Origin of the sequence: Massilia glaciei (assembly GCF_003011895.2) — a bacterium.
GTDB lineage: Bacteria > Pseudomonadota > Gammaproteobacteria > Burkholderiales > Burkholderiaceae_D > Telluria_A > Telluria_A glaciei.
Genome location: NZ_PXWF02000297.1, coordinates 36,648 through 62,910, shown reverse-complemented (window position 1 = coordinate 62,910; position 26,263 = coordinate 36,648). Strand labels below are relative to the sequence as shown.

General features: G+C 68.7%; 22 protein-coding genes and 1 pseudogene. 15 read left to right on the top strand and 8 right to left on the bottom strand.

The window, feature by feature from the left end:
• Positions 1-41: 41 nt before the first annotated feature.
• Both C7C56_RS22890 and C7C56_RS22885 read right to left on the bottom strand, forming a co-directional pair.
• Complete coding sequence (locus tag C7C56_RS22890) at positions 42-404, bottom strand: hypothetical protein (protein ID WP_106759672.1); 363 nt, start codon at positions 402-404, stop codon at positions 42-44.
• Between the two features lie 392 nt (positions 405-796).
• On the bottom strand, positions 797-1,252 hold the full coding sequence (locus tag C7C56_RS22885; protein ID WP_106759671.1) for a KGG domain-containing protein: 456 nt from the start codon (positions 1,250-1,252) through the stop codon (positions 797-799).
• A gap of 339 nt (positions 1,253-1,591) precedes the next feature.
• On the opposite strand from C7C56_RS22885, the gene C7C56_RS22880 reads away from it, so the two are divergent.
• Positions 1,592-1,918: a hypothetical protein gene (locus tag C7C56_RS22880; RefSeq protein WP_106759670.1), complete on the top strand. Its 327-nt coding sequence runs from the start codon at positions 1,592-1,594 to the stop codon at positions 1,916-1,918.
• A 53-nt stretch (positions 1,919-1,971) separates the two neighbouring features.
• On the opposite strand, the gene C7C56_RS22875 is transcribed toward C7C56_RS22880, so the two are convergent.
• On the bottom strand, positions 1,972-3,402 hold the full coding sequence (locus C7C56_RS22875) for an aldehyde dehydrogenase family protein (RefSeq protein WP_106759669.1): 1,431 nt from the start codon (positions 3,400-3,402) through the stop codon (positions 1,972-1,974).
• 183 nt (positions 3,403-3,585) lie between these two features.
• Between C7C56_RS22875 and C7C56_RS22870 the strand changes: the two genes are divergently transcribed.
• From C7C56_RS22870 to C7C56_RS22835, 8 genes and pseudogenes are all read left to right on the top strand, one after another.
• On the top strand, positions 3,586-4,521 hold the full coding sequence (locus tag C7C56_RS22870) for an alpha/beta hydrolase (protein ID WP_106759668.1): 936 nt from the start codon (positions 3,586-3,588) through the stop codon (positions 4,519-4,521).
• Between the two features lie 51 nt (positions 4,522-4,572).
• Entirely contained in the window at positions 4,573-6,495 is a 1,923-nt protein-coding gene (locus C7C56_RS22865; RefSeq protein WP_106759667.1) for an ABCB family ABC transporter ATP-binding protein/permease, read from the top strand.
• Positions 6,496-6,615: 120 nt separating this feature from the next.
• Positions 6,616-7,716, top strand: a complete 1,101-nt coding sequence (locus C7C56_RS22860; protein WP_181373314.1) for a glycosyltransferase family 2 protein — start codon at positions 6,616-6,618, stop codon at positions 7,714-7,716.
• Positions 7,717-7,725: 9 nt separating this feature from the next.
• A pseudogene (locus C7C56_RS22855) lies at positions 7,726-8,664 on the top strand (glycosyltransferase family 4 protein); the annotation flags it as partial.
• Between the two features lie 217 nt (positions 8,665-8,881).
• Positions 8,882-10,240 (top strand): glycosyltransferase, encoded by a 1,359-nt coding sequence (locus tag C7C56_RS22850; protein WP_106759664.1) that lies wholly within the window; start codon positions 8,882-8,884, stop codon positions 10,238-10,240.
• A 9-nt stretch (positions 10,241-10,249) separates the two neighbouring features.
• A complete protein-coding gene (locus tag C7C56_RS22845) occupies positions 10,250-11,071 on the top strand; it encodes an SDR family oxidoreductase (RefSeq protein WP_307719075.1) in 822 nt (273 codons plus the stop codon).
• Positions 11,062-11,640, top strand: coding sequence for a D-glycero-alpha-D-manno-heptose-1,7-bisphosphate 7-phosphatase (locus tag C7C56_RS22840; RefSeq protein ID WP_181373313.1), 579 nt, complete (start codon positions 11,062-11,064; stop codon positions 11,638-11,640). Before C7C56_RS22845 ends, C7C56_RS22840 begins: the two co-directional genes overlap by 10 nt.
• Positions 11,637-12,716 carry a glycosyltransferase family 9 protein gene (locus C7C56_RS22835; RefSeq protein WP_106759662.1) on the top strand — a complete coding sequence of 360 codons (1,080 nt, stop codon included), beginning with the start codon at positions 11,637-11,639 and terminating at the stop codon, positions 12,714-12,716. Before C7C56_RS22840 ends, C7C56_RS22835 begins: the two co-directional genes overlap by 4 nt.
• 127 nt (positions 12,717-12,843) lie before the next feature.
• Here C7C56_RS22835 and C7C56_RS22830 read toward each other — a convergent pair whose 3' ends face one another.
• The gene (locus tag C7C56_RS22830; protein WP_181373312.1) at positions 12,844-13,515 is read right to left on the bottom strand and encodes a PIG-L deacetylase family protein; all 672 of its coding nucleotides are present in this window, start codon (positions 13,513-13,515) and stop codon (positions 12,844-12,846) included.
• A 499-nt stretch (positions 13,516-14,014) separates the two neighbouring features.
• Between C7C56_RS22830 and C7C56_RS22825 the strand changes: the two genes are divergently transcribed.
• Positions 14,015-15,124 (top strand): DNA topoisomerase IB, encoded by a 1,110-nt coding sequence (locus C7C56_RS22825; protein WP_229458940.1) that lies wholly within the window; start codon positions 14,015-14,017, stop codon positions 15,122-15,124.
• Positions 15,125-15,189: 65 nt separating this feature from the next.
• On the opposite strand, the gene C7C56_RS22820 is transcribed toward C7C56_RS22825, so the two are convergent.
• Complete coding sequence (locus C7C56_RS22820; RefSeq protein WP_106759659.1) at positions 15,190-16,071, bottom strand: hypothetical protein; 882 nt, start codon at positions 16,069-16,071, stop codon at positions 15,190-15,192.
• A gap of 156 nt (positions 16,072-16,227) precedes the next feature.
• On the opposite strand from C7C56_RS22820, the gene C7C56_RS22815 reads away from it, so the two are divergent.
• The 4 genes from C7C56_RS22815 to C7C56_RS29085 all read left to right on the top strand — a co-directional run bounded on the left by C7C56_RS22815 (position 16,228) and on the right by C7C56_RS29085 (position 19,816).
• Positions 16,228-16,734 (top strand): phosphoglycerate mutase family protein, encoded by a 507-nt coding sequence (locus C7C56_RS22815; RefSeq protein ID WP_229458939.1) that lies wholly within the window; start codon positions 16,228-16,230, stop codon positions 16,732-16,734.
• A gap of 26 nt (positions 16,735-16,760) precedes the next feature.
• Positions 16,761-18,161 (top strand): L-cystine transporter, encoded by a 1,401-nt coding sequence (locus C7C56_RS22810; RefSeq protein ID WP_106759657.1) that lies wholly within the window; start codon positions 16,761-16,763, stop codon positions 18,159-18,161.
• A 130-nt stretch (positions 18,162-18,291) separates the two neighbouring features.
• Positions 18,292-19,059, top strand: a complete 768-nt coding sequence (locus C7C56_RS22805) for a histidine phosphatase family protein (RefSeq protein ID WP_106759656.1) — start codon at positions 18,292-18,294, stop codon at positions 19,057-19,059.
• 373 nt (positions 19,060-19,432) lie between these two features.
• Complete coding sequence (locus C7C56_RS29085) at positions 19,433-19,816, top strand: hypothetical protein (protein ID WP_181373311.1); 384 nt, start codon at positions 19,433-19,435, stop codon at positions 19,814-19,816.
• Between the two features lie 508 nt (positions 19,817-20,324).
• Here C7C56_RS29085 and C7C56_RS22795 read toward each other — a convergent pair.
• The 3 genes from C7C56_RS22795 to C7C56_RS22785 all read right to left on the bottom strand — a co-directional run bounded on the left by C7C56_RS22795 (position 20,325) and on the right by C7C56_RS22785 (position 25,427).
• The gene (locus C7C56_RS22795) at positions 20,325-23,558 is read right to left on the bottom strand and encodes an efflux RND transporter permease subunit (protein ID WP_106759654.1); all 3,234 of its coding nucleotides are present in this window, start codon (positions 23,556-23,558) and stop codon (positions 20,325-20,327) included.
• A 1-nt stretch (position 23,559) separates the two neighbouring features.
• Positions 23,560-24,726: an efflux RND transporter periplasmic adaptor subunit gene (locus C7C56_RS22790; protein WP_106759653.1), complete on the bottom strand. Its 1,167-nt coding sequence runs from the start codon at positions 24,724-24,726 to the stop codon at positions 23,560-23,562.
• 278 nt (positions 24,727-25,004) lie between these two features.
• Complete coding sequence (locus tag C7C56_RS22785) at positions 25,005-25,427, bottom strand: divergent PAP2 family protein (protein ID WP_106759652.1); 423 nt, start codon at positions 25,425-25,427, stop codon at positions 25,005-25,007.
• A gap of 236 nt (positions 25,428-25,663) precedes the next feature.
• Between C7C56_RS22785 and C7C56_RS22780 the strand changes: the two genes are divergently transcribed.
• Positions 25,664-26,239 (top strand): TerD family protein, encoded by a 576-nt coding sequence (locus C7C56_RS22780; RefSeq protein WP_106759651.1) that lies wholly within the window; start codon positions 25,664-25,666, stop codon positions 26,237-26,239.
• The last annotated feature ends 24 nt before the right edge of the window (positions 26,240-26,263 follow it).

Below are 26,263 nucleotides of genomic sequence, written 5' to 3'. Positions count from 1 at the left end.
TGCAAACGTCAACGCCGTTGCCGGCGCGGCGGCCCGGTCTCTCAGTTCTCGAGATTGATCAGCTCGGTGCTGTAGACCTGCATGTAGCGGCGCATCAGTTCGATGCAGGAGGTGTTGAGTAGCAAGGTCAGATCGGGCCTTTGGACCAGCTCGCACGTCATGCGCAGCGCGTCCGGGAACTGCATGCACTGGGCGCTGAGCATGCGCGCAGTCTGCGAACTGTCCCAGTCGTCCTGGGTGATCTTCGGTTGCACCTCGGGCGCGCGCAGATTCGGATTCTGGTTGACCGGCATGTTGTCGAGCAGCCAGAACACGATGGTGGCGGGCATGAACAGGCACGCATCCTTGGCGCCGACGCAGGAAAACTTCACGAGCAACATGTTGCCAAGCTTGTCGCACGACATGCTCAAGCTTTTTACTTGACGAACTACCGCTTTCTGGACCACGTGATTCCCCGGTTAAAAGATAAGACGCGGCAATTTTACAGCATTCAACCGGCCCGATGGGTGGAATCGGGGCGGTGTCGCTTATTGGAAAATAAACGCGAAACACGCCTCGTGGCAAGGGGAGACGTGGGCGCGCAAGGGGGGAGCGTGGCGCTCCCCCCCTTTTGCAGGACTGCGCGGGACGGCAGTAGGAGCCTGTCGGACTTAGGGAGTCGAAGCGAAAAAAGTGCTGGGCGAGGACAGATTTCGATGACTTCGCAGTGCCAATAGCGAGCTATTGGCCGAGAAAGCGGCGAAATATGGACCGTCCAGCACTTTTTACAGCCAACGATCCTAAGTCCGACAGGCTCCTAGCGCTTGCCCGAACCGCCGGACGAACCCGATTTGTTCCCCGGGCCGCTGCCACTGTCGTGCCCGCTGCGGCTGCCGCCCTTGCCGCTCTGCTCGTTGCCGCCCTGCTTGGCGCCCGACGCCGTGCTCGCCGTCGCGGCCTGCCTGTTGCCGTGGCTCATGCTGCCGGCGCGGCGCGCCTCTTCCGAGGTGAACTCGTGCGCCGTCCCCTTCTGGTGGGCTGCCTTGCCGCCCTCGCTGGCGATCTCGCGCTGGCGCTGCGGATCCATCGACGCGAAGCCGCGGTTGCGGGTGCCGCCGCCGCTTTCACTGCCGGTCTGCTTGCCGGCCGCCTTCTGGTCGTGCCTCTCGCCGTGTTTCGCGTCGTGCTTCTCGTCGTGTTTCTCGTCCTTTTTGTCAACCTGCTTGTCGGCCTGCTTGCCGCTTTGCTTGTTGCCCTGATCACTGGTTGCCATGGTCACTCTCCTGTCAAATGTTGCCCGCCCGCCCATGCGGGAGATCCCCCGTGCCCGGCGACCATGCGTCGATGAGCGAACGGTGAAATCCATCTTAGGCAGGGCTGCGGCACGCGGCTATAGGACTGCTTGCGGAGTAGCTGTAGGACGGGGGATCACTGGAAATTTTGTACTTCGAGCACTGCCACCGCCAAGTCGTTCGCTGTGAGACCAGTCCTACAAGGCTGCGCAGCGTGTTCCCATATTGTGTTCTCGAATCGCGGCGCATCATGGTCGGGTCCGGCTAACCGGACGCGGCGAGGCAAATTTGCGTCGGTTCAATCCGACAAGGGGAACAGCATGGGCAAGCAGAAGATAAACGAGGAGACGGCGCAGCTCGACAAGGCGAACAGGCGCCGCGAGTCGAAGGCCGGCCAGGGCGGCAAGCAGGGCGGCGCGGGCGCCGCCAGCGCCCAGAACCCCAATCCGCAACTGCACGAATCGAACGGCCTTGCCGGCGGCCTGCCGCGCAGCCCGGCCGCGCCGCACCTGTCGGCCGACGCGCCGATGGACGACGACACCGGTTTGTCGAACACGGCCAACCGGCAATCGGTCGACACCGACCAAGGCGGCCGCCAGGTCCGGCAAAGCAATGTCGGCCGGCGCGACGACGGCACGCCCGACTAGCAAGGGTGGGACGGGCGTCCACCGCGGCATGCGCCGCCGGGGACGGCATCCGGTCAGCTGCCCGTGTAGCTCGTCTTCACGGTGGTGAAGAACTCGACCGCGTTGCTGCCCTGCTCGCGCGCGCCGTAGCTCGAGCCCTTGGTGCCGCCGAACGGCACGTGGTAGTCGACGCCGGCGGTCGGCAGGTTGACCATGACCATGCCGGCCTTGGCGTGGCGCTTGAAGTGCGTGGCATGCTTGAGCGAGCTGGTGCAGATGCCCGCAGTCAGCCCGAACTCGGTGTCGTTGGCCAGCGCCAGCGCGTGCTCGTAGCCCTTGGCCGGGATCACCGAGGCGACCGGCCCGAAGATCTCCTCGCGCGTGTGGCGCATCGACGGATCGCAGTCGGCGAACAACGCCGGCGTCAGGAAATACCCCTCGGTGGCGCGTTCGACCCGTTCGCCGCCGCACACCAGCCGCGCGCCCTCGGCCTTGCCCATCTCGATGTAGCGCAGGTCCTGCTCCAACTGCGCGTTGTCGACCACGGGGCCGATGTCGATGCCGGCCTCGAGCGCGTGGCCGACCTTGAGCTCGCCGAGCCGGCGCGCCATCGCCTCGACGAAGGCCGGATACACCTGCTCGTCGACGATCAGGCGCGACGACGCGGTGCAGCGCTGGCCGGTCGAGAAATACGAGCCCTGGACCGCGGCGTTGACGGCGACATCCATGTCGGCGTCGGCCAGCACCACCAGCGGATTCTTGCCGCCCATTTCGAGCTGCACCTTGGCGCGCCGGCGCGCGCAGGCGGCCAACACGCGCTCGCCGGTGGCGCTCGAACCGGTGAAGCTGATCGCGTTGACGCGCGCGTCGTTGAGCATGGCCTCGCCGACCACCCGCCCCGGCCCCATCGCCAGGTTGAACACGCCGGCCGGCAAGCCGGCGCGGCTGATGATCTCGGCCAGCGCCCAGCCGCAACCGGGCACCAGATCGGCCGGCTTGAACACCACGCAGTTGCCGTAGGCCAGCGCGGGGGCGATCTTCCAGGCCGGGATCGCGATCGGGAAATTCCACGGCGCGATGATGCCGACCACGCCGACCGGCTCGCGCGTGATGTCGACTTCGATGTCGGGACGCACCGAGGCGAGGCGCTGGCCCGGGATGCGCAGGGCCTCCTGCGCGAAAAACTTGAAGATCGCGCCGGCGCGCGCCGCCTCGCCGATCGCCTCGGGCAGGGTCTTGCCCTCCTCGCGCGCCAGCAGCGTGCCCAGCTCGGCCTTGCGGGCGATGATCTCGGTGCCGATAGCGTCGAGCGCGTCGGCGCGCTGCTGCACCCCCGACAGGGCCCAGCGTGCGGCCGCGCCATGCGCGGCGGCGATGGCCAGTTCGGCCTCGGCCGCCCCCGCGCTGGTGTATTCGCCGACGACCTCGCTGCGGTCCGACGGACTGCGCGTGGTGGTGCTGCCCGAACCTGCGATCCAGTTGCCGTTGACATAGAGTTGTTTCATTCGTGTTCGTCCTGTTGGGTGGGGGCGGCCGCGGTCGCGCCAAAAAACGGTGAGTTGATAGTGTACCAAAAGCATTAGTCTTCGGCCAACGTTAGCAGACGGTCCGGTGGCGCGCTCTGGCGTGCAGGGCGCTTTCTTGCTCGTCGATATAATGATTTATATCATTGGACGGATCGAAACCGCATGAGCAAGATAAGCCTGACATTATTGGGGATCGCCGCCGTCGTGGCCGTGCTCGGCACGCTGGCGGCCTGCTCGCCGCTGGCCGCGCTCAACGTACTGACCCCGGCCGGGGCCTCGCAGGCCAGCACCGGCATCGCCTACGGCGCGGGCGAACGGCGCCGGCTCGACGTCTACCGGCCGCTCAGCCCGGCGGGCCCGGCGCCGGTCGTGGTGTTCTTTTTCGGCGGCAACTGGACCAGCGGTGAGCGCGCCAACTACGCGTTCGTGGCGCGCGCGCTGGCCGCGCGCGGCATGGTCGTGGTCGTTCCCGACTACCGGCTCCACCCCGAGGTCAGTTATCCCGATTTCCTCGACGACTCGGCGGCGGCGTTGGCCTGGACCGCCCGCGAGGTCGCGCGCTTCGGCGGCGATCCGAAGCGTTTGTTCGTCATGGGCCACAGCGCCGGCGCCTACAACGCGGCCATGCTCGCGCTCGACGCGCGCTGGCTCGAACGCCAGGGCATGGCGCCGTCCGACCTGCGCGGCTGGATCGGGCTGGCCGGCCCCTACGATTTCATCCCGATCGAAAACAAGACGACGCGCCCGGTGTTCCATTTTCCCAACACCCCGGCCGCGTCGCAACCGATCAACCATGTGTCGGCCAGCTCGCCGCCGGCGCTCTTGATCGCCGCCAACAAGGACGATCTGGTCAATCCGCAGCGCAACACGGGTGGCATGGCGGCCAAGCTGCGCGCGCACGGCGTCTCGGTCGACGAGGTCTATCTCGACAAGGTCAACCACATCACCCTGGTCGCCTCGTTCGCCGGGCCGCTGCGGCTGCTCGCGCCCACGCTCGACACCGTGGCCGGCTTCGTCGCCGCCGTCGCCGCGCGCCCGGCTGGCAAAGCGCGGCCGGCGGCGGCGGTGGCGGCGCTCGGCGCGGCTGGCGGGAGCTAAGCGCCGCTGACCAGTGTCAAACGGCTTTGGATCTTCCAAGGTGGCGCGACAATGGACCAGGGCAGCGGGCAGCAAGATGGTGGAACGCAAGGTGGTGGAACGCAAGGTGGCAAACCGAAAGGTGGCACACCCGACGGTGGCACACCCGAAGGTGGCGCCCCCCAGGGTGGCGAACCCCAGGGTGGCAAAGCCCAAGACCAGCAAGACCTGAAGGGCCGGCTGGCCGCCGACCTGTGGGGCGTGCTGTCGCAATACCGCGCGCGCGTGGCGGCCGCCTTCGTCTTCCTCGTGGTCGCGAAAATCGCGACCGTGGCCGTGCCGCTCGTGCTCAAACGCATCATCGACGCGTTCTCCCAGCCGGGGCAGCTGGCGCGCATCCCCCTCTACCTGCTGGCCGGCTACGCGCTGCTGCGTTTCCTGAGCACCTTGTTCAACGAACTGCGCGACCTGCTGTTCGCGCGCGTGACGCTCAGCACGGTCTCGGCCTACGCGCAAAAAACCTTCGCCCACCTGCACGCGCTCGGCCCGCGCTTCCATGCCAGACGCCAGATCGGCGGCTTGCTGCCCGACATAGACCGCGGCACCAACGGCATCGCCTTCCTGCTCGGCGTGGGCCTGTTCACGATCGTGCCGACCCTGATCGAAATCGGCCTCGTGCTGGCCGTCATGTTGACGCGCTACAGCGGCTGGTTCTCGGTCGCCATCGGCGCCACCTTTTTGCTCTATGCCGGCTTCACGCTGGTTTTCACCTCGCGCCGGGTGCTGTACCAGCGCCGCGTCAACCAGCTCGACTCGGGCGCCAAGAGCCATCTCGCCGACAGCCTGATCAACTACGACACGATCAAGTATTTCACCAACGAGGCGGTCGAGGCGGCGCGCTTCCGCGACATCATGCGGCACTGGCGCGAGGCCGGCATGGGTAACCAGCGCGCCCTGTTCACCTTGCACGTGGGACAAAGCGGCACCATCGCGGCCGGGATCGCCGCGATCATGCTGCTGGCCGGCGACGCGGTCTGGCGCGGCCAGATGAGCGTGGGCGACCTGGTCCTGATCAACGCCTACGCGCTCCAGGTCTGCCTGCCGCTCAACGCGCTCGGCTTCGTCTACCGCGAGGCGCGCGACGCCTGGGTCAACGCCGAACGCCTGTTCGCGCTGCTGCGCGAGCGCCCCGACGTGGCCGAGCAGGCCGGCCTGCCGCGCCTGCGGGCCGGCCGCGGCGAGGTCGTGTTCGAGCAGGTCAGCTTCGGCTACGAGGAGGCGCGTCCGGTTCTGCGCGGCGTCAGCTTCCGGATCCCCCCCGGCCACACCGTGGCCGTGGTCGGGCGCAGCGGCTCGGGCAAGTCGACCCTCGCGCGCCTGTTGCTGCGCCTGTACCCGCCGGCGCAGGGGCGCATCCTGATCGACGGCCAGGACATCGCCACGCTGAGCCCGTCGAGCGTGCGCGCCGCGATCGGCGTGGTTCCGCAAGACACCGCCTTGTTCAACGACAGCATCGGCTACAACGTCGCCTACGGCCGCCTCGGCTGCCGCCCCGACGAGATCGAAAGCGCCTGCCGCGCGGCCCATGTGCACGAGCTGATCATGGCCCTGCCAGAGCAATACGAGACCCAGGTCGGCGAGCGCGGGGTCAAAATCTCGGGCGGCGAAAAGCAGCGCATCGCGATCGCGCGCGCCGTCCTCAAGGATCCGGCGATCCTCATTTTCGACGAAGCCACCTCCGCCCTTGATTCAGATTCAGAGCACGCGATACAGCAGGAACTCGACCGTCTTTCGGAGAATCGAACCACTCTCATCATCGCGCACCGGCTCTCGACCATCGTCGGCGCCGACGAGATCCTGGTGATGGACCGGGGGCGCATTGTTGAACGCGGCAGCCATGCGCAATTGCTGTCGCTCAAGGGCCTGTATGCCCGCCTGTGGCTGCTGCAACAACGCCTGGACGAGCAAACCATGCTGCAGCGCCAGACGTTGTAGCGCCTTGCATTTGTAGCGCCTTGCATTTGTAGCACGTTGCATTAGTAACACGTTGCATTAATAACACGTTGCATTTGTAGCACGTTGCATTTGTAGCACGTTGCATTAGCGGAGATGAAAATGTCGACAGCCATGCCAGATGCAACGCCCTGCCTCAAGCCCGATGCGACGCCCGATGTGACGTCCGATGCGGCGCCCTGCGCGCCGACCGCAACGGGCGCCGCCGGCACGGGCGCGGCGGCGCCGCCGCCGGCCGGCCAAGCGCTGCTGCCGCTGATCTCGGTGGTGGTGTCGGCCTCGGGCCGCGCGCACCTGCTCGAGCGCAACATCGCCGCCCTCGTGCACCAGAGCCTGGCGCGCGGCCTGTACGAAATCATCATCGTCGACGCCTTCCCCAACCAGCACGCGCGGCACGTGGTGGCCGCCTGGCGCGCGCGCACCCATGCCAGCGGCCCCGCCATCGCCTACCTCCACGGTTCCGGCACGCAAGGGCGGGCCGCCGCCCACAACCTTGGCTGGCGCAGCGGGCGCGGCACCATCATCGGCTTCACCGACGACGACACCGTGCCCTCGCCCGACTGGCTGCTCAACGCGCTCGACGCCTTCGACGACCACATCGACGCGCTCTACGGACGCATCGACCACGCCGGGGTCCACTGCGCGGCCCGTGCCACCACGCTCGAGTTCGCCGCAGCCAATTGCTTCTGCCGCAAAAGCGTGCTGGCGGCCGTCGGCGGCTTCGACGAGCGCTTCCGCCTCGCGTGGCGCGACGACACCGACCTCCAGTTCCGCCTCGCCGCCATCAATGCCAGGCTCACGCACGCGCCGCACGCGAGCGTGACGCAGCCGCCGCGTCCGGCCTCCTGGGGCGCGCGGCTCATGCAGGCCGACAAGATCGCGTTCGACGCGCTGCTCTACAAAAAACACCCGCTGATGTACCGCCAAAAAATCCGCGGCGCGCCGCGCTGGGACTACTACGCGACCGCGGCCGCCCTGCTGCTGGCCCTGCTCGGGCTGGCCGCCGGCAACCGTGCGCTCGCGCTCGCCGGCGCCGCCGCCTGGGCCAGCGCGCTCGCGGTGCTGTGCCGGCGCCGCCTGCGCGGGCGGTCCGGCTCGGCCGCGCTGCTGGCCGAGGCCGTCGTCACGGCCGCCCTGCTGCCCCCGCTGGCCGTGTTCTGGCGCGCGGCAGGGGCCATCCGCTTCCGCGTGTGGCTTGCCTGAGGCCACGCAATGCGCCCCCTCAACATCCTCACCTGGCACACGCACGGCAGCTATCTGTACTACCTGACGCAGCTGCCGCACCAGTTCCACGTGCTGTCGCGGCCGGGCCGGCCGGCCGGCTACGGCGGCCGCTGCGGCCACATGCCGTGGGGCGACAACGTGCACGACCTGCCCGTGGACGAGGCGCGCACGAAACAGTTCGACTGCATCATCTTCCAGGACGACGCCCAATACGAGAAAGACCAGTACGAATTCCTGAGCCCGGCGCAACGGGCCTTGCCGCGCATCTACATCGAACACGATCCCCCGCGCGCGCACCCGACCGACGAGTGGCACCCGATCGACAGCCCCGAGGTGCTGCTGGTCCACGTCACCCATTTCAACGCCCTGATGTGGAACAACGGCCGCACGCCGGTGCGCGTGATCGAGCACGGCGTGTGCGTGCCCGACGGCGTGGCCTGGCACGGCGGGCTCGAACGCGGGCTGGTGGTCATCAACCACCTGGCGCGGCGCGGGCGCAGGCTCGGCGGCGACATCTTCGAGCACGCGCGCACCCGCGTGCCGCTCGACCTGGTCGGCATGGAGGCCGAGCAACTCGGCGGCATCGGCGAGATCGAACACGCGCGGCTGCCCGCCTTCGCCGCGGACTACCGTTTCCTGTTCAACCCGATCCGCTACACCAGCCTCGGGCTGGCCGTGATCGAGGCCATGATGGTCGGCGTGCCGGTCGTCGCGCTGGCGACCACCGAGATGGCGACCGTCATCGACGACGGCGAGTCCGGTTTCATCGACACCGATGTCGCGCCCCTCGTGGCGCGCATGCAAGAGCTGTTGCGCGACCGCGCGCTGGCGGCCCGGCTCGGCGCCAATGGGCGCCGCCGCGCGCGCGAGCGCTTCGGCATCGCGCGCTTCGGCGCCGACTGGAACGCGGCCCTGCAAGAGGTCACGGGAATCAAGACGGGCCGGGGCCGATTCAACCCGGCCGGCACCGGCGCTGCCCGGACGCGCGCAAACAAAACGGACGGGAACGGCGAAACGAGCGGGACCGGCGAGACCGGCGGGCCAAACCAGACAGGCGGAACGAGCAAAACAAGCGGAACGAGCACAACAAGCGGAAACACCACGCCGGATGCCGGCGCCCAGCATTGACAGCATAGGAGCCGGCATGAAACTGCATGAGAACCATGTGATCGGGCGCGTGCGTAGCCCATCCGTGAAAAAAATCGCGATCGTCAGCGAACACGCATCGCCCCTCGCCGCGCCCGGCAGCATCGACAGCGGCGGGCAAAACGTCTACGTGGCCCACCTCGCGCGCGAGCTCGCCCTGGCCGGATACTTGGTCGACATCTTCACGCGCCGCGACTCGCCGCGCCACAAGCCGCTGGTGCAGTGGCGCGAGAACATCCGCGTCATCCACGTGCCGGCCGGGCCCGCCAGCTACGTCCCGAAAGAGCAAATGCTGCCCCACATGGACGCGTTCGCGCGCTTCGTGGCCCGCTTCGCGCGCCGCCAGGGCTCGCTGTACGACCTCACGCACGCCAATTTCTTCATGTCGGGCATGGTGGCCCAGCATCTCAAGGCCGTGCTCGGCATCCCCTTCGTGATCACCTTCCATGCGCTCGGGCACGTGCGCCGCATCGCGCAGGGCGCGGCCGACACCTTCCCGCCGGCGCGCCTCGACATCGAAGACAGCCTGATGCGCGACGCCGACCGCATCATCGCCGAGTGCGAGCAAGACCGAATCGACATGATGACCCTGTACGACGCGCCGCCGGGCCGCATCCGCATCGCCCCCTGCGGTTTCGACCCGCAGGAATTGTGGCCCATGGCGTGCGCGGCCGCGCGCGCCCATCTGGGGCTGCCGCAAGACAAATTCATCGTGCTGCAACTGGGCCGGATGGTGCCGCGCAAGGGCGTCGACAACGTCATCGAGGCGCTCGCGCTGCTGCGCGCCGGCTTCGGCGTCGACGCCGAGCTGCTCGTCGTCGGCGGCGACCTCGGCGGCATTCCCGGCCACCCCGGCGGCATTCCCGGCGCCCCCGGCGCCGGCCCCACGCCCGAGGCGGCCGAACTGGCGCGCCTGCGCGCGCTCGCGGCCGAGCTCGGCGTCGGCGACCAGGTCCACTTCACGGGCCGGCGCCCGCGCGCCCAGCTGCGCTACTACTACGGCGCGGCCGACGTCTTCATCACCACGCCCTGGTACGAGCCGTTCGGCATCACCCCGGTCGAGGCCATGGCCTGCGCGCGCCCGGTGGTGGGCGCGGCCGTGGGCGGCATCAAGAGCACCGTCGCCGACGGCCACAGCGGACTGCTGGTGCCGCCGCGCGACCCGCAGGCCGCCGCCGCCTGCCTCGCCATGCTCGCGCGCGACCCGGCGCTGGCGCGCAGCATGGGCCAGGAGGGCCTGCGCCGCGCCTACCAGCACTACACCTGGCGCAGCGTGGCCGGGCGGGCCGCCCAGATCTACACCGCCGCCGTCGACGACGCCAGGGCGCGCGCCCTTCCCCACATGTCCGCACACTAGGAGCAACTCATGCACACGCCGCAGCAAGGTTTGCCAGCGCAGGCCGCCGCACACCACCCCATGGCCGAGCCGATCCACGGCCTGGCCGGCAAATCGGTCCTGATCACCGGCGCGGCAAGCGGCCTGGGCGCGGCGCTGGCCCGGTCGCTGGCCGCCGCCGGTGCCGACATCGCCGTCGCCGACATCCGCCAGCACCATGCCGAGGCCGTTGCCGGGTCGCTGCGCGAGGCCGGCGCGCGCGCCCACGCCATCGGGCTCGACGTGGGCGACCCGGGCAGCGCCAAGCGCGCCGTGCGCGAGACGCTCGACGCCTTCGGCCGCCTCGACGTGCTGGTCAACAATGCCGGCACCGACGTCACCCTGCCCATCGACGAACTCGGCGCCGACGACTGGCTGCGCGTGATCAACACCAACCTCAACGGCCCGTTCCTGCTGTCCAAGTTCGCCGCCACCCACATGCGGCGCGCCGCCGGCCAAGCGGGCGGCGGCCAGGGCGGCGGCGGCGGCGGTGGCCACATCGTCAACGTCTGCTCGACCGCCGCCAAGCGCGCCTGGCCCAACGCCTCGGCCTACCACGCGAGCAAATGGGGCCTGCTCGGGCTGTCGCACGCGCTGCACGCCGAGTTGCGCCAATACGGCATCAAGGTCACGGCGGTGGTCGCGGGCGGCATGCGCACCCCGTTCCTGCTCGAGCGCTTCCCCGGGCTCGACCCGGCCAGCCTTCAGGACCCGGCCCACGTGGCCGAGGCGATCAAGGCGGTGCTGCTGCTGCCCGAGAGCGTGGTCGCCGAGATCACCGTGCTGCCGCTGCAAGAGTCGTCATGGCCGTGACCATCAAGGCGGTTTTCCTCGACAAGGACGGCACCCTCGTCGACGACATCCCGTTCAACGTCGAGCCGCGCCGCATCACCCTGCGCAACGGCGCCGGCGCCGGATTGCGCCTGCTGGCCCGCCTCGACTACCGCTTCTTCGTGGTGAGCAACCAGGCCGGCGTTGCGCTCGGCCACTTCAGCGAGACCGACCTCGAGCATGTGGGCCACCGCCTGTCCGACCTGCTGTTCCGCGAGCAGGTCGAGCTGGCCGGCTTCTACTATTGCCCGCACCACCCCGAGGGCACGCGCGCCCAGTACGCGCTGGCCTGCCTGTGCCGCAAGCCGATGCCCGGCATGCTGCTCACGGCCGCGCGCGAGCACGACATCGACCTCGCCTCCTCCTGGATGATCGGCGACATCCTGCACGACGTCGAGGCCGGCAACCGCGCCGGCTGTCGCACCGTGCTCATCGACAACGGCAACGAGACCGAATGGAAGCTCGGGCCGCGCCGGGTGCCGACCCGCATCGCCAGCGACCTCTACAGCGCGGCGATCCAGATCGCGGGCGAGGACGGGCCGCCCCGATGAACCCGGTGCGCTGGGACCGGGTCCGCAAGGTGCTGTGCGTGCGCCTCGACGGGCTTGGCGACGTGCTCATGTGCACGCCCGCGATCCGCGCGCTCAAGCAGGCGCGCGCGGGCCGCTCGGTGACCCTGCTCGCGTCCGCCGCCGGCGCCGCGGTGGCGCCCTTCATCGACGAGCTCGACGGGGTGATCAGCTACCGCGCCCCGTGGATGAAAAGCGGCACGCCGCAGCCGGCCGGCGCCGACCTCGCCTTCGTGCGCACGCTGCAGGCGGGCGGCTTCGACGCCGCCGTCATCTTCACCTCGTTCAGCCAGAGCGCGCTGCCGGCCGCGCTGCTGTGCCATCTGGCGGGGATCCCGAACCGGCTGGCGCACTGCCGCGAAAACCCCTACCACCTGCTGACCGACTGGGTCGCCGAGCGCGAACCCGACACCGGCGTGCGCCACGAAGTGCGGCGCCAGCTCGACCTGGTGGCCGGCGTCGGCTGCGGGCCAGACAGCGCGAAACTCTCGTTCAGGGTGCGCGCGCACGACCTCGACCACGTGCGCTGCCGGCTGGCGATGGCCGGCATCGGCGCCGGCCGGCCGTGGCTGCTGCTGCACCCGGGCGCGAGCGCGCCGTCGCGGCGCTACCCGCCGGCGCGCTGGGCCGAGCTGATCGCCGCGCTCGCCGCCGCGCCCGGCTACCCGATCGTGCTCACGGGCGGCCCCGACGAGCGCGACCTGATCGACCAGATCCGCGCCGCGTGCGGCGTGCCGGTGTGCTCGCTGGCCGGCCAGCTCGACCTCGGCCAGCTCGGCGCGGCCATCGCGCTGGCCCGGCTGGTGGTGGCCAACAACACCGGGCCGGCCCACATGGCGGCCGCGCTCGGCACGCCGATCGTGTCCCTGTACGCGCTGACCAACCCGCAACACGCGCCCTGGCAGGTCGAGCACCAGTTGCTGTTCCACGACCTGCCGTGCCGCTTTTGCTACAAAAGCGTGTGCCCGCAGGGGCACAACGACTGCCTGGCGAAAATCGCGCCGGCGCGCGTGGCCGATGCCGTGCGCGGCCTGCTGGCCGGCCCGCGCAAGGTGTAGTCGACCGTGACACACAGCGCCATCGCGACCGTGACGCACAGCGCCATAGCGACTGTGACGCACAGCGCCATAGCGACTGAAACGAACAACCCATCGTTTGCAGTCCGACAGGGCCGCGCCGGCGCGCTCATGGAAACCGGTTTTCCGCCGCCGCGTCGATGCGCCAATAGCGCTCGGGGGCGAGCGCGTCGGCGTAACCGCGCGCGTGCGACACCAGCACGCGCAACTGGCTCCGATAACATTCCACGGCCGCCCGCTTGCGCCCGAGCCGGCCCGCGGGCGCGGCCGGCACGGGCGTGGCCACCAGGCCCTGGCGCGCCAGCGCGAGCAGGCGCAGCTGCATCAGTCCCGGCAGGCAGCGGTACAGCGCGTCCTCGTACATCAGCCAGATGCCGTGCGGGCGACGCCGGCGCACGGCCAGCATGGCGCGGTGCACCAGCACATGGTCGGGATGGCGCAGCCCCGCCGGAAACAACACCGCGTGCGGATCCTCGGCGCCAAGCAGCGCGTCGAGTCCGTCCACCAGCGCTTCCCACCTGGGCGAGCCCGCGTACTGGCCGTCGAAGAAATCGAGCCAGCGCGGCCGCGCCCGCAACAGCGCGAGCGCGGCCCGGTCCTCGCCGCGACGACAGGCCACGGCGCGCGCGGCGCTGTCGAAGCCGGCCGCCGCGTCCCAGCCGGTCACCCGCGGGGACGGGTCGGGAATGCCGGCAAGCACCGTCGCGACGACGGTGCCTGGCATATGCGCGATCAGCTCGCCGCACGAGAACACGCCGTCGTCGAGATGCGGCGAGATCACGATGCACGGTCCTGACAACCAACATTCCATGGCTTCCCCCTTGCGGCCGAGGCGGCAAGGGTTGGACCACTGCGGGCGCCGGTTTGCTCAGAGGCCGAGAGTTTTTCGGGCGTGCCCGAGCAGCCCGCCAGAAAGTGGCAGATCGAGGCGCAAAGCACAGCCATAGCGGGCTATGGCGAGCATTTGCAACGACGAACTGGCGCTTTCTGGCGTGCTGAGCGGGCATGATCGAAAGACTCTCAGCCTCTCAGGCCCGGCGCGCTTTGCGACGCAAATTCGATGCGAATTCAAGGCCAATTCAATGTGAATTCAATGCGAATTCAATGCGAATTCGCCGGCCAGATTGTATCGCGTGGGCGAATCTGCGCGAGCGCCGCATAATTTACGCAATCCCAAAGAAATCCCGACGCAAACTCGACGCAAACTCGGCGCAAACTCGACGCAATCCCGGCGCCGTCGGCAGACAATCGGCGCCGGGTTTGTCCGAAGTCCGCCATTGATGATGAAATCCGCCCCGTCCGCGCCGTTCGCCCTGCCCCACGTCGACGCCTGCGCCGTCGCCAGGCAGGCCGGCCTGCGCTATGTGAACGACGGCACCCCGGGCATCGTGCGCAAGCCGTTCGGCAAGCGTTTCCGCTACACTTGGCCCGACGGCAAGCCGCTGCGCGACCGGGCGGCGCTCGCGCGCATCGCCTCGCTCGCTATCCCCCCGGCCTGGACCGATGTCTGGATCTGCGCGCGCGACGACGGCCACCTGCAGGCGACCGGGCGCGACGTCCGCGGCCGCAAGCAGTACCGCTACCACCGGCGCTGGCGCGCCGTGCGCGACGAAGCCAAATACGGGGGCATGCTCAACTTCGGCAGGGCGTTGCCGGCGCTGCGGCGCGCGGTCGAGACCGCTCTCGGGCGGCCCGGCCTGCCGCGCGAAAAGGTGCTCGCGACCATCGTCCACCTGCTGCAGACGACGATGATGCGGATCGGAAACGAGGAATACGCGCGCACCAACGCATCGTTCGGCCTGACCACCCTGCGCAGCTGGCACGTGCGCATCGACGGCAGCGACATCGCATTCAATTTCCGCGGCAAGAGCGGGGTGTTCCACGCCGTCAAGGTGCACGACCGGCGGCTCGCGCGCCTCATCGGGCGCATGCGCGAGCTGCCCGGGCAGGAGTTGTTCCAATATGTCGGCGACGACGGCGCCATCCATGCGGTCGGCTCGGCCGATGTCAACGACTACCTGCGCGCAATCACGGGCGAGGACTACACGGCCAAGGATTTCCGGACCTGGTTCGGGACCGTGCTCGCCGCCCTCGCCTTGCGCGAATTCGAGCAGGCAAAGACCCAGGCCCAGGCCAGGAAAAACATCGTGCGGGCGATCGAATCGGTGGCCGAGCGGCTGGGCAACACGCCCGCGATCTGCCGCAAATGCTATGTGCACCCGGCGGTCATCGAGGCGTATCTGGAGGGCACCACGCTCGCCATGCCGGGCGGGGGCGCCGGCCAGGCGCCAGACGAGGAAACGCGGGGTTTGCGGGCCGAGGAGGTGGCGCTGCTGGAACTGCTGCGCGATCGGGTGCAACACGTTCCGCGCGAGGGCGGGGCCCGCTAGAAGCGGCTCCACACCGGTGCCGAAGCTGCAGCCGGCGAACCACGCAGGCAGGCGTGCCGGGCGGATCAGACGGGCTTGAGCATCCTCGCCCGCGGCGGGTCCCTGCTTTCCAACCTGCAGGTCACTTCGTCCTTGCCGATCTTGCGGCAGGCACGCACGCGGCATCGCTCGCCGGCCTTGCCGCTCAGACTGAGGCACTCCTTGTAGGAGGTCTTGGGGATGATGCCGGTGACGACGCCCGGTTTCCGGTGCGCCACCATCGCCGACAGCAGGACCACATCCTTTTCGCGCGCGACGGTCGCGCCGCCCGGCGCTTCGGCACCCGCCTTGGCCGTCGGCGCCACCGTCTTCGCCGCCGACCTCGGCGCCGCCTCGGACGGCCTGGCCGCCTTCGACGCCGCCCTCCGGGCGCCCTTGGCGCCGGCCGCGCGCCGCCCCCCTTTGCCGGCCACCGCGGAGACCTTGCGCACCGGCGCGGCGAGCGCCGGCGCCTCGTCCCCTGCGGACGGCTCGGGCAACGCGGCCGGCGCCGGCGCCTCGGGCTGCTCGGCGGCATCGGCAAAACTGTCGCCGCCCGCGGCGGGCAATTCAAACCCGGCCGCGACTGACTCCCCGGCCACCGGCGCCGCCGGCGACTCGGCCAGCGCCGGCACCGGCGCCTCGGCCAGCGCCGGCGGCGCCTCGATCACGATCGCCAACGGCGCCGCGTCCTCGAAGGTGGCGGTGGCCCACCACCAGCCCAGGCCCAGTGTGAGCAGAGGCAACACCGCGGCGAGCGTCCACAAGGCGCGCCGGCGCCAGGGCCTGCGCCCGCCGCCGGACTGTCCGCGGCCGCGCCGCTCGAGATCGTTGAGGATCCGGCTCGGATTGGGATTGCCCGTTTCGTTCTCCGAAAAAAGGCTGGGACGGATGCCCAGTGACCTGTTTTGCGCGCGGCGTTCGACCATGGAGTTCCTTGGTTGAAATCAATATATACTGTTGGGCGATCTTAATCCGGCGCCCGCGCACTGTCAGTCATGCCAGCAATCAAGTCTGATATGGCTCAAGGAGGCGAAGCCGGCCGGCCCATCCCACGAAAGGCGAGTTCGACTATGAAAAAAGCGATGCGATTACTGTGCGCCCTCTCCCTGGCGCTGACCGTGCTGGCACCGTCCGCGGCCCTGGCCCAGGGCACGATCTACCTCGTGCGCCACGCCGAGAAGGAGAGCGTTGGCAAGGACCCGGCGCTCACCGATGCCGGCCAGGCGCGCGCGCGCAACATCGCCGCCACGCTGCGCAAGGTCGGCGTGGCCCAGATCTACAGCACCGCTTTGATGCGCACCCAGATGACGGCCAAGCCGCTGGCCACCCTGCTCGCCGTGCCGGTCCGGACCTACGACCCGTCCAGGCAGGCCGAATTCGCCACGCAATTGAAAGCGCTGCCCGGCAACACGCTCGTGGTCGGCCATTCAAACACCCTGACCGAGCTGGTGCGACTGCTCGGCGGCGAGCCCGGCGCCGACATCGCCGACACCGAATACGACCGCCTGTACCAGTTAGCCATCGACAAGGACGGCAGCGTCACGACGGTGCTCATGCACTCGATCCCGGGCGCGCCGCCGGCGCCCTAGGCCCAGACAGACAACCCGAGGAATTCATGCCGACCGCCCTGATCCTGAACCTGCTCGCCGCGCTCGCCGTGTGCTTCCTGCTGGCACGCATGCAAACGCTGCACGTGTCGTTCACCAAGCGCGTGTTCGCCGGCATGGGCGTGGGCGTGCTGCTCGGGGTCGTGTTCCAGTCGCTGTACGGGGCCGGCTCGGACGTCGTCAGGCAGACCGGCGAGTACCTCGACATCGTCGGCACCGGCTATGTGCGGCTGCTGCAGATGATCATCATCCCCTTGATCATGGTCTCGATCGTCTCGGCCATCCTCAAACTCAAGGACGCCGCCTCGCTCGGCAAGATCAGCGCCCTCACGATCGGCATCCTGATCCTGACCACGATGGTGGCGGCCGCGGTCGGCATCGCGATGGCCAGCGCCTACGGCCTGAGCGCGGTCGGCCTGACCGCCAGCGCGGCCGAGGTGGCGCGCGGCGAATACCTGCAAAGCACGCTGCCGGCGGCCAAGGCGATCTCGTTCCCGGGCATGGTGCTGAGCCTGATCCCGGCCAACCCCTTCCTCGACATGACGGGCGCGCGCAAGACCTCGACCATCGCGGTGGTGCTGTTTTCGATCTTCATCGGCATTTCGGCGACCGGCATCGCGGCCAGGAAGCCGGCCATCTTCGCCTCGTTCAACCATTTCACCGAGGTCGCGCACGCGATCGTGATGCGCATGGTCACCCTGGTGCTGCGCCTGACCCCGTTCGGCGTGTTCGCCCTGATGGCGCAGGTCGTGGCCAGCTCGAGCCTGGCCGACATCATGAACCTGGCCGGCTTCGTGGCCGCCTCCTACAGCGCGCTGCTGATCATGTTCTGCGTGCACCTGGCGCTGATCGCCGCGGTCGGCCTGAGCGTGCCGCGCTACCTTAAAAAAGTGTTTCCGGTGCTCGCCTTCGCGTTCACCTCGCGCACCAGCGCCGGCGCCATCCCGATGAGCGTGCAGACCCAGACCACGCGCCTGGGCACCGCGCCCGGCATCGCCAATTTCGCCGCCTCGTTCGGCTCGACCATCGGCCAGAACGGCTGCGCCGGCATCTATCCGGCCATGCTGGCGGTGATGATCGCGCCGACCGTCGGGATCGACCCGCTGACCATCGGCTTCCTGCTGCCGCTGCTGGCGATCATCACCATCGGCTCGGTCGGCGTGGCCGGCGTCGGCGGCGGCGCCACCTTCGCCGCCCTGATCGTGCTCTCGGCGATGGACCTGCCGGTGGCGCTGGCCGGCCTCTTGATCTCGATTGAACCGCTGATCGACATGGGCCGCACCGCGCTCAACGTGAGCGGCTCGATCACCGCCGGCACCGTCACCAGCCGCCTGCTCGGGCAGACCGACATGGCGGTGTTCGACAGCGACGCCGAGGCCAACCTCGACACCGAGGGCGCGCCCGCGTGAAGCGCGCCCCGGGGCCGCGTATCGTGCGCTGAGCGGCCGCCCGATCCGTCTATGATGACCGGGTGTCAACGGTGACGGCGGACGGGTTTTGCTACCAAATATGCCGCAACGAAATACGCCGCAACGAAATATGCCGCAACAAAAATGGCCGCAACAAATCTGGCTGGTCCGGCACGGCCAAAGCGCCGGCAACGTCGCGCGCGACGCCGCCGAGGCGCGCGCCGGCCTGCACATCGAGATCGACACGCGCGACGTCGACGTCCCCCTGTCCGAGCTCGGCTTGGCGCAGTCGCACGCGCTTGCGGGCTGGTTCGCCGCGCTGCCGGCCGCCGTGCGCCCCAACGTGGTGCTGCACTCGCCCTATGCGCGCGCGGCCGACACCGCCCGCATCATCGTCAACCACATGGGCCCGCCGGCGGCCCTCGCCGTCTCGTCCGACGAACGCCTGCGCGAGAAGGAATTCGGCATCCTCGACCGCCTCACCACGCACGGCATCGCCCTCAAGTATCCCGAGCTCCACGTGCAGCGCGAGCACGTGGGCAAGTTCTACTTCCGCCCGCCCGGCGGCGAGAGCTGGTGCGACGTCATCTTGCGCCTGCGCAGCGTGCTCGACACCATCACGCGCGAATACTGCGGCGAGCGCGTGCTCATCGTCGCCCACCAGGTCATCGTCAATTGCTTGCGCTACCTGTTCGAGCGGCTCGACGAATCGAAGATCCTCGAATTCGACCGCGACGCCGACGTCCCAAATTGCGCCGTGACCTCGTACGGTTTCGACCGCCATGTGGGCAGGAACGGCAAGCTGGTACTGCAATTGACTAATTTCGTCGCCCCGCTCGAAGCGGCCGGCACCACCGTCACCGTGCAAAAAGACGTGCCCTGCGCGCCGAAGGCGTAGGCCCGCCGGCCCGCTTGGGCAATCCCGCGCGCGCCCGGCCGGCGTCTCCGGGCGCGACGCGCCGGCCGGCGGCGCACCCGTCCATCCACCGCCCACCCCATCGTTTGACACCGCTCAAGGCCTGAAACGCATCCGGTCTGATTTGGCCCCGGGCGGGCCAAATCGACGAACTGGCGCCGATGTTCCACGTCTAATTTTCACAGTCGTATTCGTGCACTGAACGGGGCCGCGTGTCTCGCTGCGTCGGTTCCCTGATGGTCCCGTCTGTGGGTTGAATCAGGCTCAGGTGCGGGACTGTACTGGCGTCGCCGCCGGGCGGGCGCAAGCGCAAGACCGGCGGCGGCAAAAATTGACGTGAACGAGGAGTAAACCAATGAAAGCACTTTCAAGCACAAGCAAAGCCCTGCTAACGGCGGCAGTACTGGCAGGCATCCTGGGCGGATGCCGGAGGGAGGAACCGGTTCCAGCCACCGACACGACCATCATCACGCCGGCGCCGGGCGCGACCTCCGGCAGCAGCGGCACCACCGGCACCACGGGCGGCGATGCTGCCACGCCCACCACACCGACCACACCGGCCGAACCCACCACGCCCGCCACGCCGGTCGAACCGATGCCGGACGCCGGCGCGGGCACCTCATCGGGCACCTCATCGGGCACCTCATCGGGCACCTCGGGCACCTCGGGCACCTCGGGCACCGGCACCACCGACAACCCCGACGTCATCGTCGTCGATCCCGAGCCGGCGCGCCGCTAGGAGGCTCTCGGATTTCGGTAGTCGAAGCCAAAAAAGTGCCGGACGAGGACAGATTTTGACGATTTCGCGAAGCCGATAGCATGCCATCGGCCGAGCAAGCGGCAAAATATGGGCCGTCCGGCACTTTTTGCAGCCGGCGATCCTACTCTCGACCGGCTCGCAGCCCCCGCCTCGCGCGCGCGCGGCGGCCAACCGACCGGCCGCGACGCAGCCGGGGGCCCGGCCCTGGCAGGCAACAAACAGGGGCCAATAACAACAGCACCAACAACAAGGCCCGCCACGTTGCAACGTGGCGGGCCTTGTTCGCTGGCGTGCCGGACAGGCCGGCCGCCTACTCAGAGGCTGAGAGTTTTTCGGACGTGGCCGAGCAGCGCGCCAGAAGGTGGCCGATCGAGGCGCAAAGCACAGCCATAGCTCGGGCTATGGCGAACATTTGCAACGACGAGCGGGCGCTTTCCGGCGTGCAGAGCGGGCATGGTCGAAAGACTCTCAGCCTCTCAGGCGCGGTTCAGACCACCGCACGCCGCTTGGCCTCGGCGTCCAGCGGGGCCGCCTTGCCGCGGCCGCCGGCCTTGCCGACCACCCACATGAGCTTGCGGTACACGAAGCGCACCAGCGTCAGCGTCAGCAGCGCCTCGCCCAGGGTCTGCACCCCGGCCACGAGCGCCGGACGGCGCGCGGCGCGGCGCTGGAACTTGGCGGCCATGCGGTCGCGCGAGATTTCGATGCTGTCATAAAAGGTCGGCACCACGAGCAGCGTCAGGAAGGTCGAGGTGATGGTGCCGCCGATGATCGCGATCGCCAGCGGCTGGTAGAACTCGCCGCCCTCGCCGAGCCCGAGCGCGATCGGGAACATGCCCGCGATCAGCGCGAAGGTGGTCATCAGGATCGGGCGCAGCCGCATGCGCCCGGCCTCCATCAGCGCCGCCTCGCGCTCCATGCCCTCGGCCTCGCGCACCCGGGTCGCGTCGAGCAGCAGGATCGCGTTCTTGGCCACCAGCCCCATCAGCATGATGATGCCGATCATGCTCATCAGATTGAGCGTGTTGCGCGTCACGATCAGCGCCAGCACCACCCCGATCAGCGACAGCGGCAGCGACATCATGACCGCCAGCGGCGCCGTGAACGAGCCGAACTGGATCACCAGGATCAGGTACATCAGGCCGATGCCCGACAGCAGCGCGACGGCCATCGCGGCCATCAGCTCGGCCTGCTCCTCGCCCGAGCCGCTCAGGGCCAGGCCGTAGCCGGGCGGATAGTCGAGCGACTTGGCCAGCTTCATCGCGTCGCTGGTGACCTCGCCGTTCGAGCGGCCCTGCACGTTGGCCGAGACCGTGATGGTGCGCTTGCCGTCGGTGTGGTTGATGCCCGACGGCCCCTTGCCCATGGTGATCGTGGCGATCTGTTCGAGCGGCACCATCTGGTTGGTGCCGGCCACCGCGATCGGCAGGCGCTCGATGTTGGCCAGGCTGACCCGGTCGTCGGGGTGCAGGCGCACCGCCACGTCGCGCGTCTCGCCGGTCGGGTCGACCCAGTCGCCGACCTCGACCCCGGCGAAGGCGACCCGCAGCGACTGCGCCGCGTCGCCGGCCGAGATGCCCATCGAGTTGGCCAGGCCGCGGTTGAGTTCGATCTTGAGCTCGTTCTTCGGGTCCTGCTGCGACAGGCCGACGTCGACCGCGCCCGGCACCTGGCGCAGCTTATCCATATAGTCGTTGGTGATCTCCATGAGCTTGCGCGAATCGGGTCCGGTGAATTCGATCTGGACCGGCTTGCGCGAGCCGTTGGCGATGTCGTCGAGCACCACGTACTCGGCCCCGACCAGGCGCCGCACCTTGCCGCGCAGCTCCTCGGCGATCTCCTTGGCGCCGCGCTCGCGCTCCTTGCGCTTGCCGATGTCGACATAGATGCGCCCGCCGTTCGGGTTGATGCTGCTGTTGGTGTCGAGGGTCTCGGGGATGGTGCGCGCGGCGGCGGCCGCCGCCTCGAGCTTGAGGCGCGAATACTCCAGGCTCGACGAGGGCGGGGTGCGCACCTCGATCATCACGAATCCGACATCCGATGCCGGCAGGAAGCTGTTGCCGCCGACGGTGGCCTGCAGCACGATGGCGCCGACGAAGGTCAACCCGGCGATGACCGCCATCACGATCCGGTGGTGCAGCGCCCAGGCGATCACGTTGCCGTAGCGGTCGGCCTGGTGGTCGAACCAGTCGTTAAAGCGCTGCAATACCCGGCTCAGGCCCTTCTTGGGCGCCGTGTGGTGGTCGGCCGGGTCGCCCCAGTAGGCCGACAGCATCGGGTCGAGCGTGAACGAGATGCCGAGCGAGACGATCACCGAGCACGTCACGGTCAGCGCGAACGGGCGGAACCATTCGCCCGAGACGCCCGGCATGAACGCCACCGGGATGAACACGGCGATGATCGAGAACGTCGTGGCGGCCACCGCCAGGCCAATCTCGGCGGTGCCCTCGAGCGCGGCGGTGCGGCGGTCGGAGCCGCGCTGCATGTGGCGCACGATGTTTTCGCGCACCACGATGGCGTCGTCGATCAGCACGCCGATCGCCAGCGACAGGCCGAGCAGGGTCATGAAGTTGAGCGTGAAGCCGCACAGCCAGACCGCGATGAAGGCGGCGATGACCGAGGTCGGCAGCGACAGCGCCGTGATCAGCGTCGAGCGCCACGAATTGAGGAAGGCGTAGACCACGAAGATGGTCAGTATGGCGCCGAAGACGAGCGACTCGATCACGTTGTTGAGGCTGTTTTGCGCCTGCTTGCCGCCGTCGCGCACGATCTCGAATTTGGTGCCCTCCTGCAGCTCCTTGCCGACCTCATCGACCAGCTTGCGCACCTGCTTGGCCACCGACACGGTGCTCGCCTCGCGCGAGCGGATCACCTGCAGGCCCACGTTCGGCTTGCCGCTGCGGATGCTCAGGCTGTTGGACTCGGCGAAGCCGTCGGCGATCGTGGCGACCTGGGCTAGGCGCACGATCTCGTCGCCGCGGCGCTTGACGACGATGGTCTCGAATTCGGCGGGCGACTCGAGGCGCCCGACCAGGCGGATGCTCTGCTCGTCGAGTTCGCCGCGCACCTTGCCCACCGGCGCGTTGGTGTTCTGGGCGCGCAGCGCGGCCACCACCTCGCCGACCGAGACATTGTATTCACGCAGTTTCTCGGCGCGCAGCAGGACCGACAGCTCGCGCTTGAGGGCGCCGTTGACGTTGACCGTGGCCACGCCGTCGATGCCGCGCAGGCGGTCGACCAGCTGGTCCTCGGCCATGCGCGAGATGGCCGCGTGCGACTGCGAGCTCGACGACAACACCAGGCTCATGATCGGGTCGGCGCCGATGTCGATGCGCTGCACGATCGGCTCGCGCATCTCGTTGGGCAGCTTGTAGCGCACCCCGGCGATGACGTTTCGCACGTCGTCGGAGGCTTCGATCAGGTTCTTGCCGAAGTTGAACTTCATGAAGAAGCCGGCGTTACCCTCGTTCGCGCTCGACTCGATCTCGTCGAGCCCGGGGATCGACATGAGCGGCTTTTCGAGCCGGTTGACGATCTCGCGCTCGACCGTGTCGGGCGAGGCGCCGGGGTAGGACACGCTCACGTACAGGGCCGGGAAGTCGACGTCGGGATTCTGGTTCACGCGCAGCTTGGACAGGGCCAGCAGGCCGAAAGCCATCATGGCCATGATCAGCACGATCGTGACGGTGGGCCGTTTGACACTGAAATCGGATAAGAACATATTATTTTCCCTTGACGACGGCAGGTGCCGCGGCGGCCGCGGCGACGGCGCTCGCCATCTTTCCCGGCGCCATGGTCGCCTTCTGGCCGTCGGAAAATTTCGAATTGGCGCTGCGCATGATCAGGTCGCCCGCGGACAGGCCGCTGCGGATCTCGAAGTCGCCGGTGCGGGTATCGCGCACGCCCATGCCGAGTTCGACCTTGTGCAGCTTGTCGCCCTTCATGCGCCAGGCGTAGGTCTTGTCGCCGACTTTGACCAGCGCGCCCTCGGGCAGCATCAGGGTGGCCACGCTGGCGGCCTCGATGCGGCCCTCGGCGAACAGGCCCGACACGCTCGGGCGCGCCGCGTCGGCGAAGCCGACCGTCACCTCGACCTGGCGCGTGACGGCGTCGGCGGCCGGGTCGATGCGCTTGACGGCGCCGCGGAACTCCTGGCCCTGGTAGCCGTTGACGCGGAAGCTGACCGCCTGGCCGAGCTTGACGGCACTGATCTGGTCGGCCGCGACGCGGCCCTCGAAGCGCATGCTGGCCGGGTCGACCACCTTGAGCAATTCCTTGCCGATCGAGGCGGTGTCGCCGGCCGAGACCTTGCGCTCGCTGACGACGCCGTCGAATGGGGCGCGCACCGAGGTGCGCGACAGTTGCTGGCGCGCCAGCACGGCGCGCGTGCGGCTGGCCGAGACCTCGCTCTGGGCCGCGTTGCGGCGCACCTCGGCGTCGTCGAGCGCCTGCAGCGACACCATGCCGGAGGCGCGCAGCGTCTTGAGCCGCTCGAGCGTGCGGCTCGACTGCTCGAGCGCCTGGCCGGCCGAGCGGGCCGACTGCTCGGCCGAGGCGAGGCTGTCGCGGATCGCGGTCTCGTCGAGCTTGACGAGCACGTCGCCGCGCTTGACGACTTCGCCGTTCTCCCTGAGCACCTGCAGCACCACGGCCGAGACCTCGGCGCGCAGGTCGGCCTTGCGTTCGGGCTGGACCGAGCCGGTGATCACCGGGCCCGAGGCGAGCGCGTTGGGCGCGACCGTGATCAGATCCTCTTTCGCCACGATCAGATCGGCCGGCTTCTCCTTGGCCACCTTGCCGTCGGCGCCCTTTTCGGGATCCTTGCCCCCCTTACTGCAGGCGGCGAGCGCCGTAGCGATGGCGAGGACAAGGATGGTTTTGCGCAGCATGGTTGGTTCTCCGGGGATGGGGGTGGTCGTTACAGCGTTGTGACAATGTATTTACTTTTCATTCACTATGTAGTTATTTTTTCGCGGCGGCGTGGGCACGCCGGCGCAGCTTCGATCGCGCAGTATCCTTGAGCCCGCCGGGATCGTCAATCGCCGGCCGCCCTGTTGCGCTTTTCGATACCTGAAAGGCGCAAATGGCGGGATGAAATGCAATTTCAGGCACTTGAACTGCGGAAACTTCAGCGCCCGGCTTACCGCCGGCGCCGCGCCGGGCGTGTTTACAACTGTGCGAACAGGGACGTGATGGCGAAGCCCATGCCGATGCCGGTGGCGATGCCGCCGCAGATTTCGACCAGCGTGTGTCCCATGCGCTCGCGCAACAGGATGTGCGTGGGGTCCTCGCCCGAGAGCCGGTTCAGGCCGGCGGCGTGGCGGCCGACATGCTGGCGCAGGCTGTTGGCGTCGATCATGACGATGAAGGCGAGCGTGACGGCCACCCCGAAGGCCGGCTCGCGCATGCCCTCCTGGATCGCGATCACGGTGGCCATGCTGGTCACCACGCTGCTGTGGTTGCTCGGGAAACCGCCGTTGCCGATCAGGTCGAAGGCCCAGCGGCGCTGGCGCGCGCTGTTGATCAGGAACTTGATCGGGCCGACTGCAAGCCAGGTCAGCACGGGAGTGACGAGATAGATGAGGTCCATTGATTTTCCATGAGGTGAAATGCCGTGCGGAATTATCGCAGATCGCCCCCCTTCCGGTGCGGCCCGCGTTGCGCCAGTTGCGGGCCGGCCACGCCCGAGCGCGCCGCCGACGGGCAGGAACTTCGCCGGCCCGGCTTGATCGAACAACTTGATCGAACAAGCTGAACGAACAAAAACCGGGCGAACACGGCGCCAACAACCCGTCCACCATCCACTATAAATGCGAGGAGTCCGACATGGCAATCAGTCTGCAAAAGGGCGGCAACGTCAACCTGAGCAAAGAGGCGCCGGGCCTCAAAAAAGTCATCATCGGCCTCGGCTGGGACCCGCGCGCGACCGACGGCGCCGTCTTCGACCTCGACGGCAGCGCCTTCCTGCTCAGGGCCGACGGCAAGGTGCGCGCCGACACCGATTTTATTTTTTACAACAACCTCAAGTCCACCGACGGCGCCGTGACCCATTCGGGCGACAACCTGACGGGCGAGGGCGAGGGCGACGACGAGCGCATCACGGTCGAGCTGTCCACGGTGCCGCCCGAGATCGACCGCATATCGGTCGGCGTCACCATCCACGAGGCCGAGCAGCGCGGCCAGAATTTCGGCATGGTCGGCAAAGCCTTCATGCGCTGCCTGAACGCCGAGGGCGAGGCCGAGATCGCGCGCTACGACCTGTCCGAAGACGGTTCGACCGAAACGGCCATGGTCTTCGGCGAGCTCTACCGTGCCGGCGCCGAATGGAAGTTCCGCGCCGTCGGCCAGGGCTTCAAGGGCGGCCTCGGTCCGCTGGCGCGCTCGTACGGCGTGTCCGCCTGACCCGGCAACGGTCGCGGGGGCGCG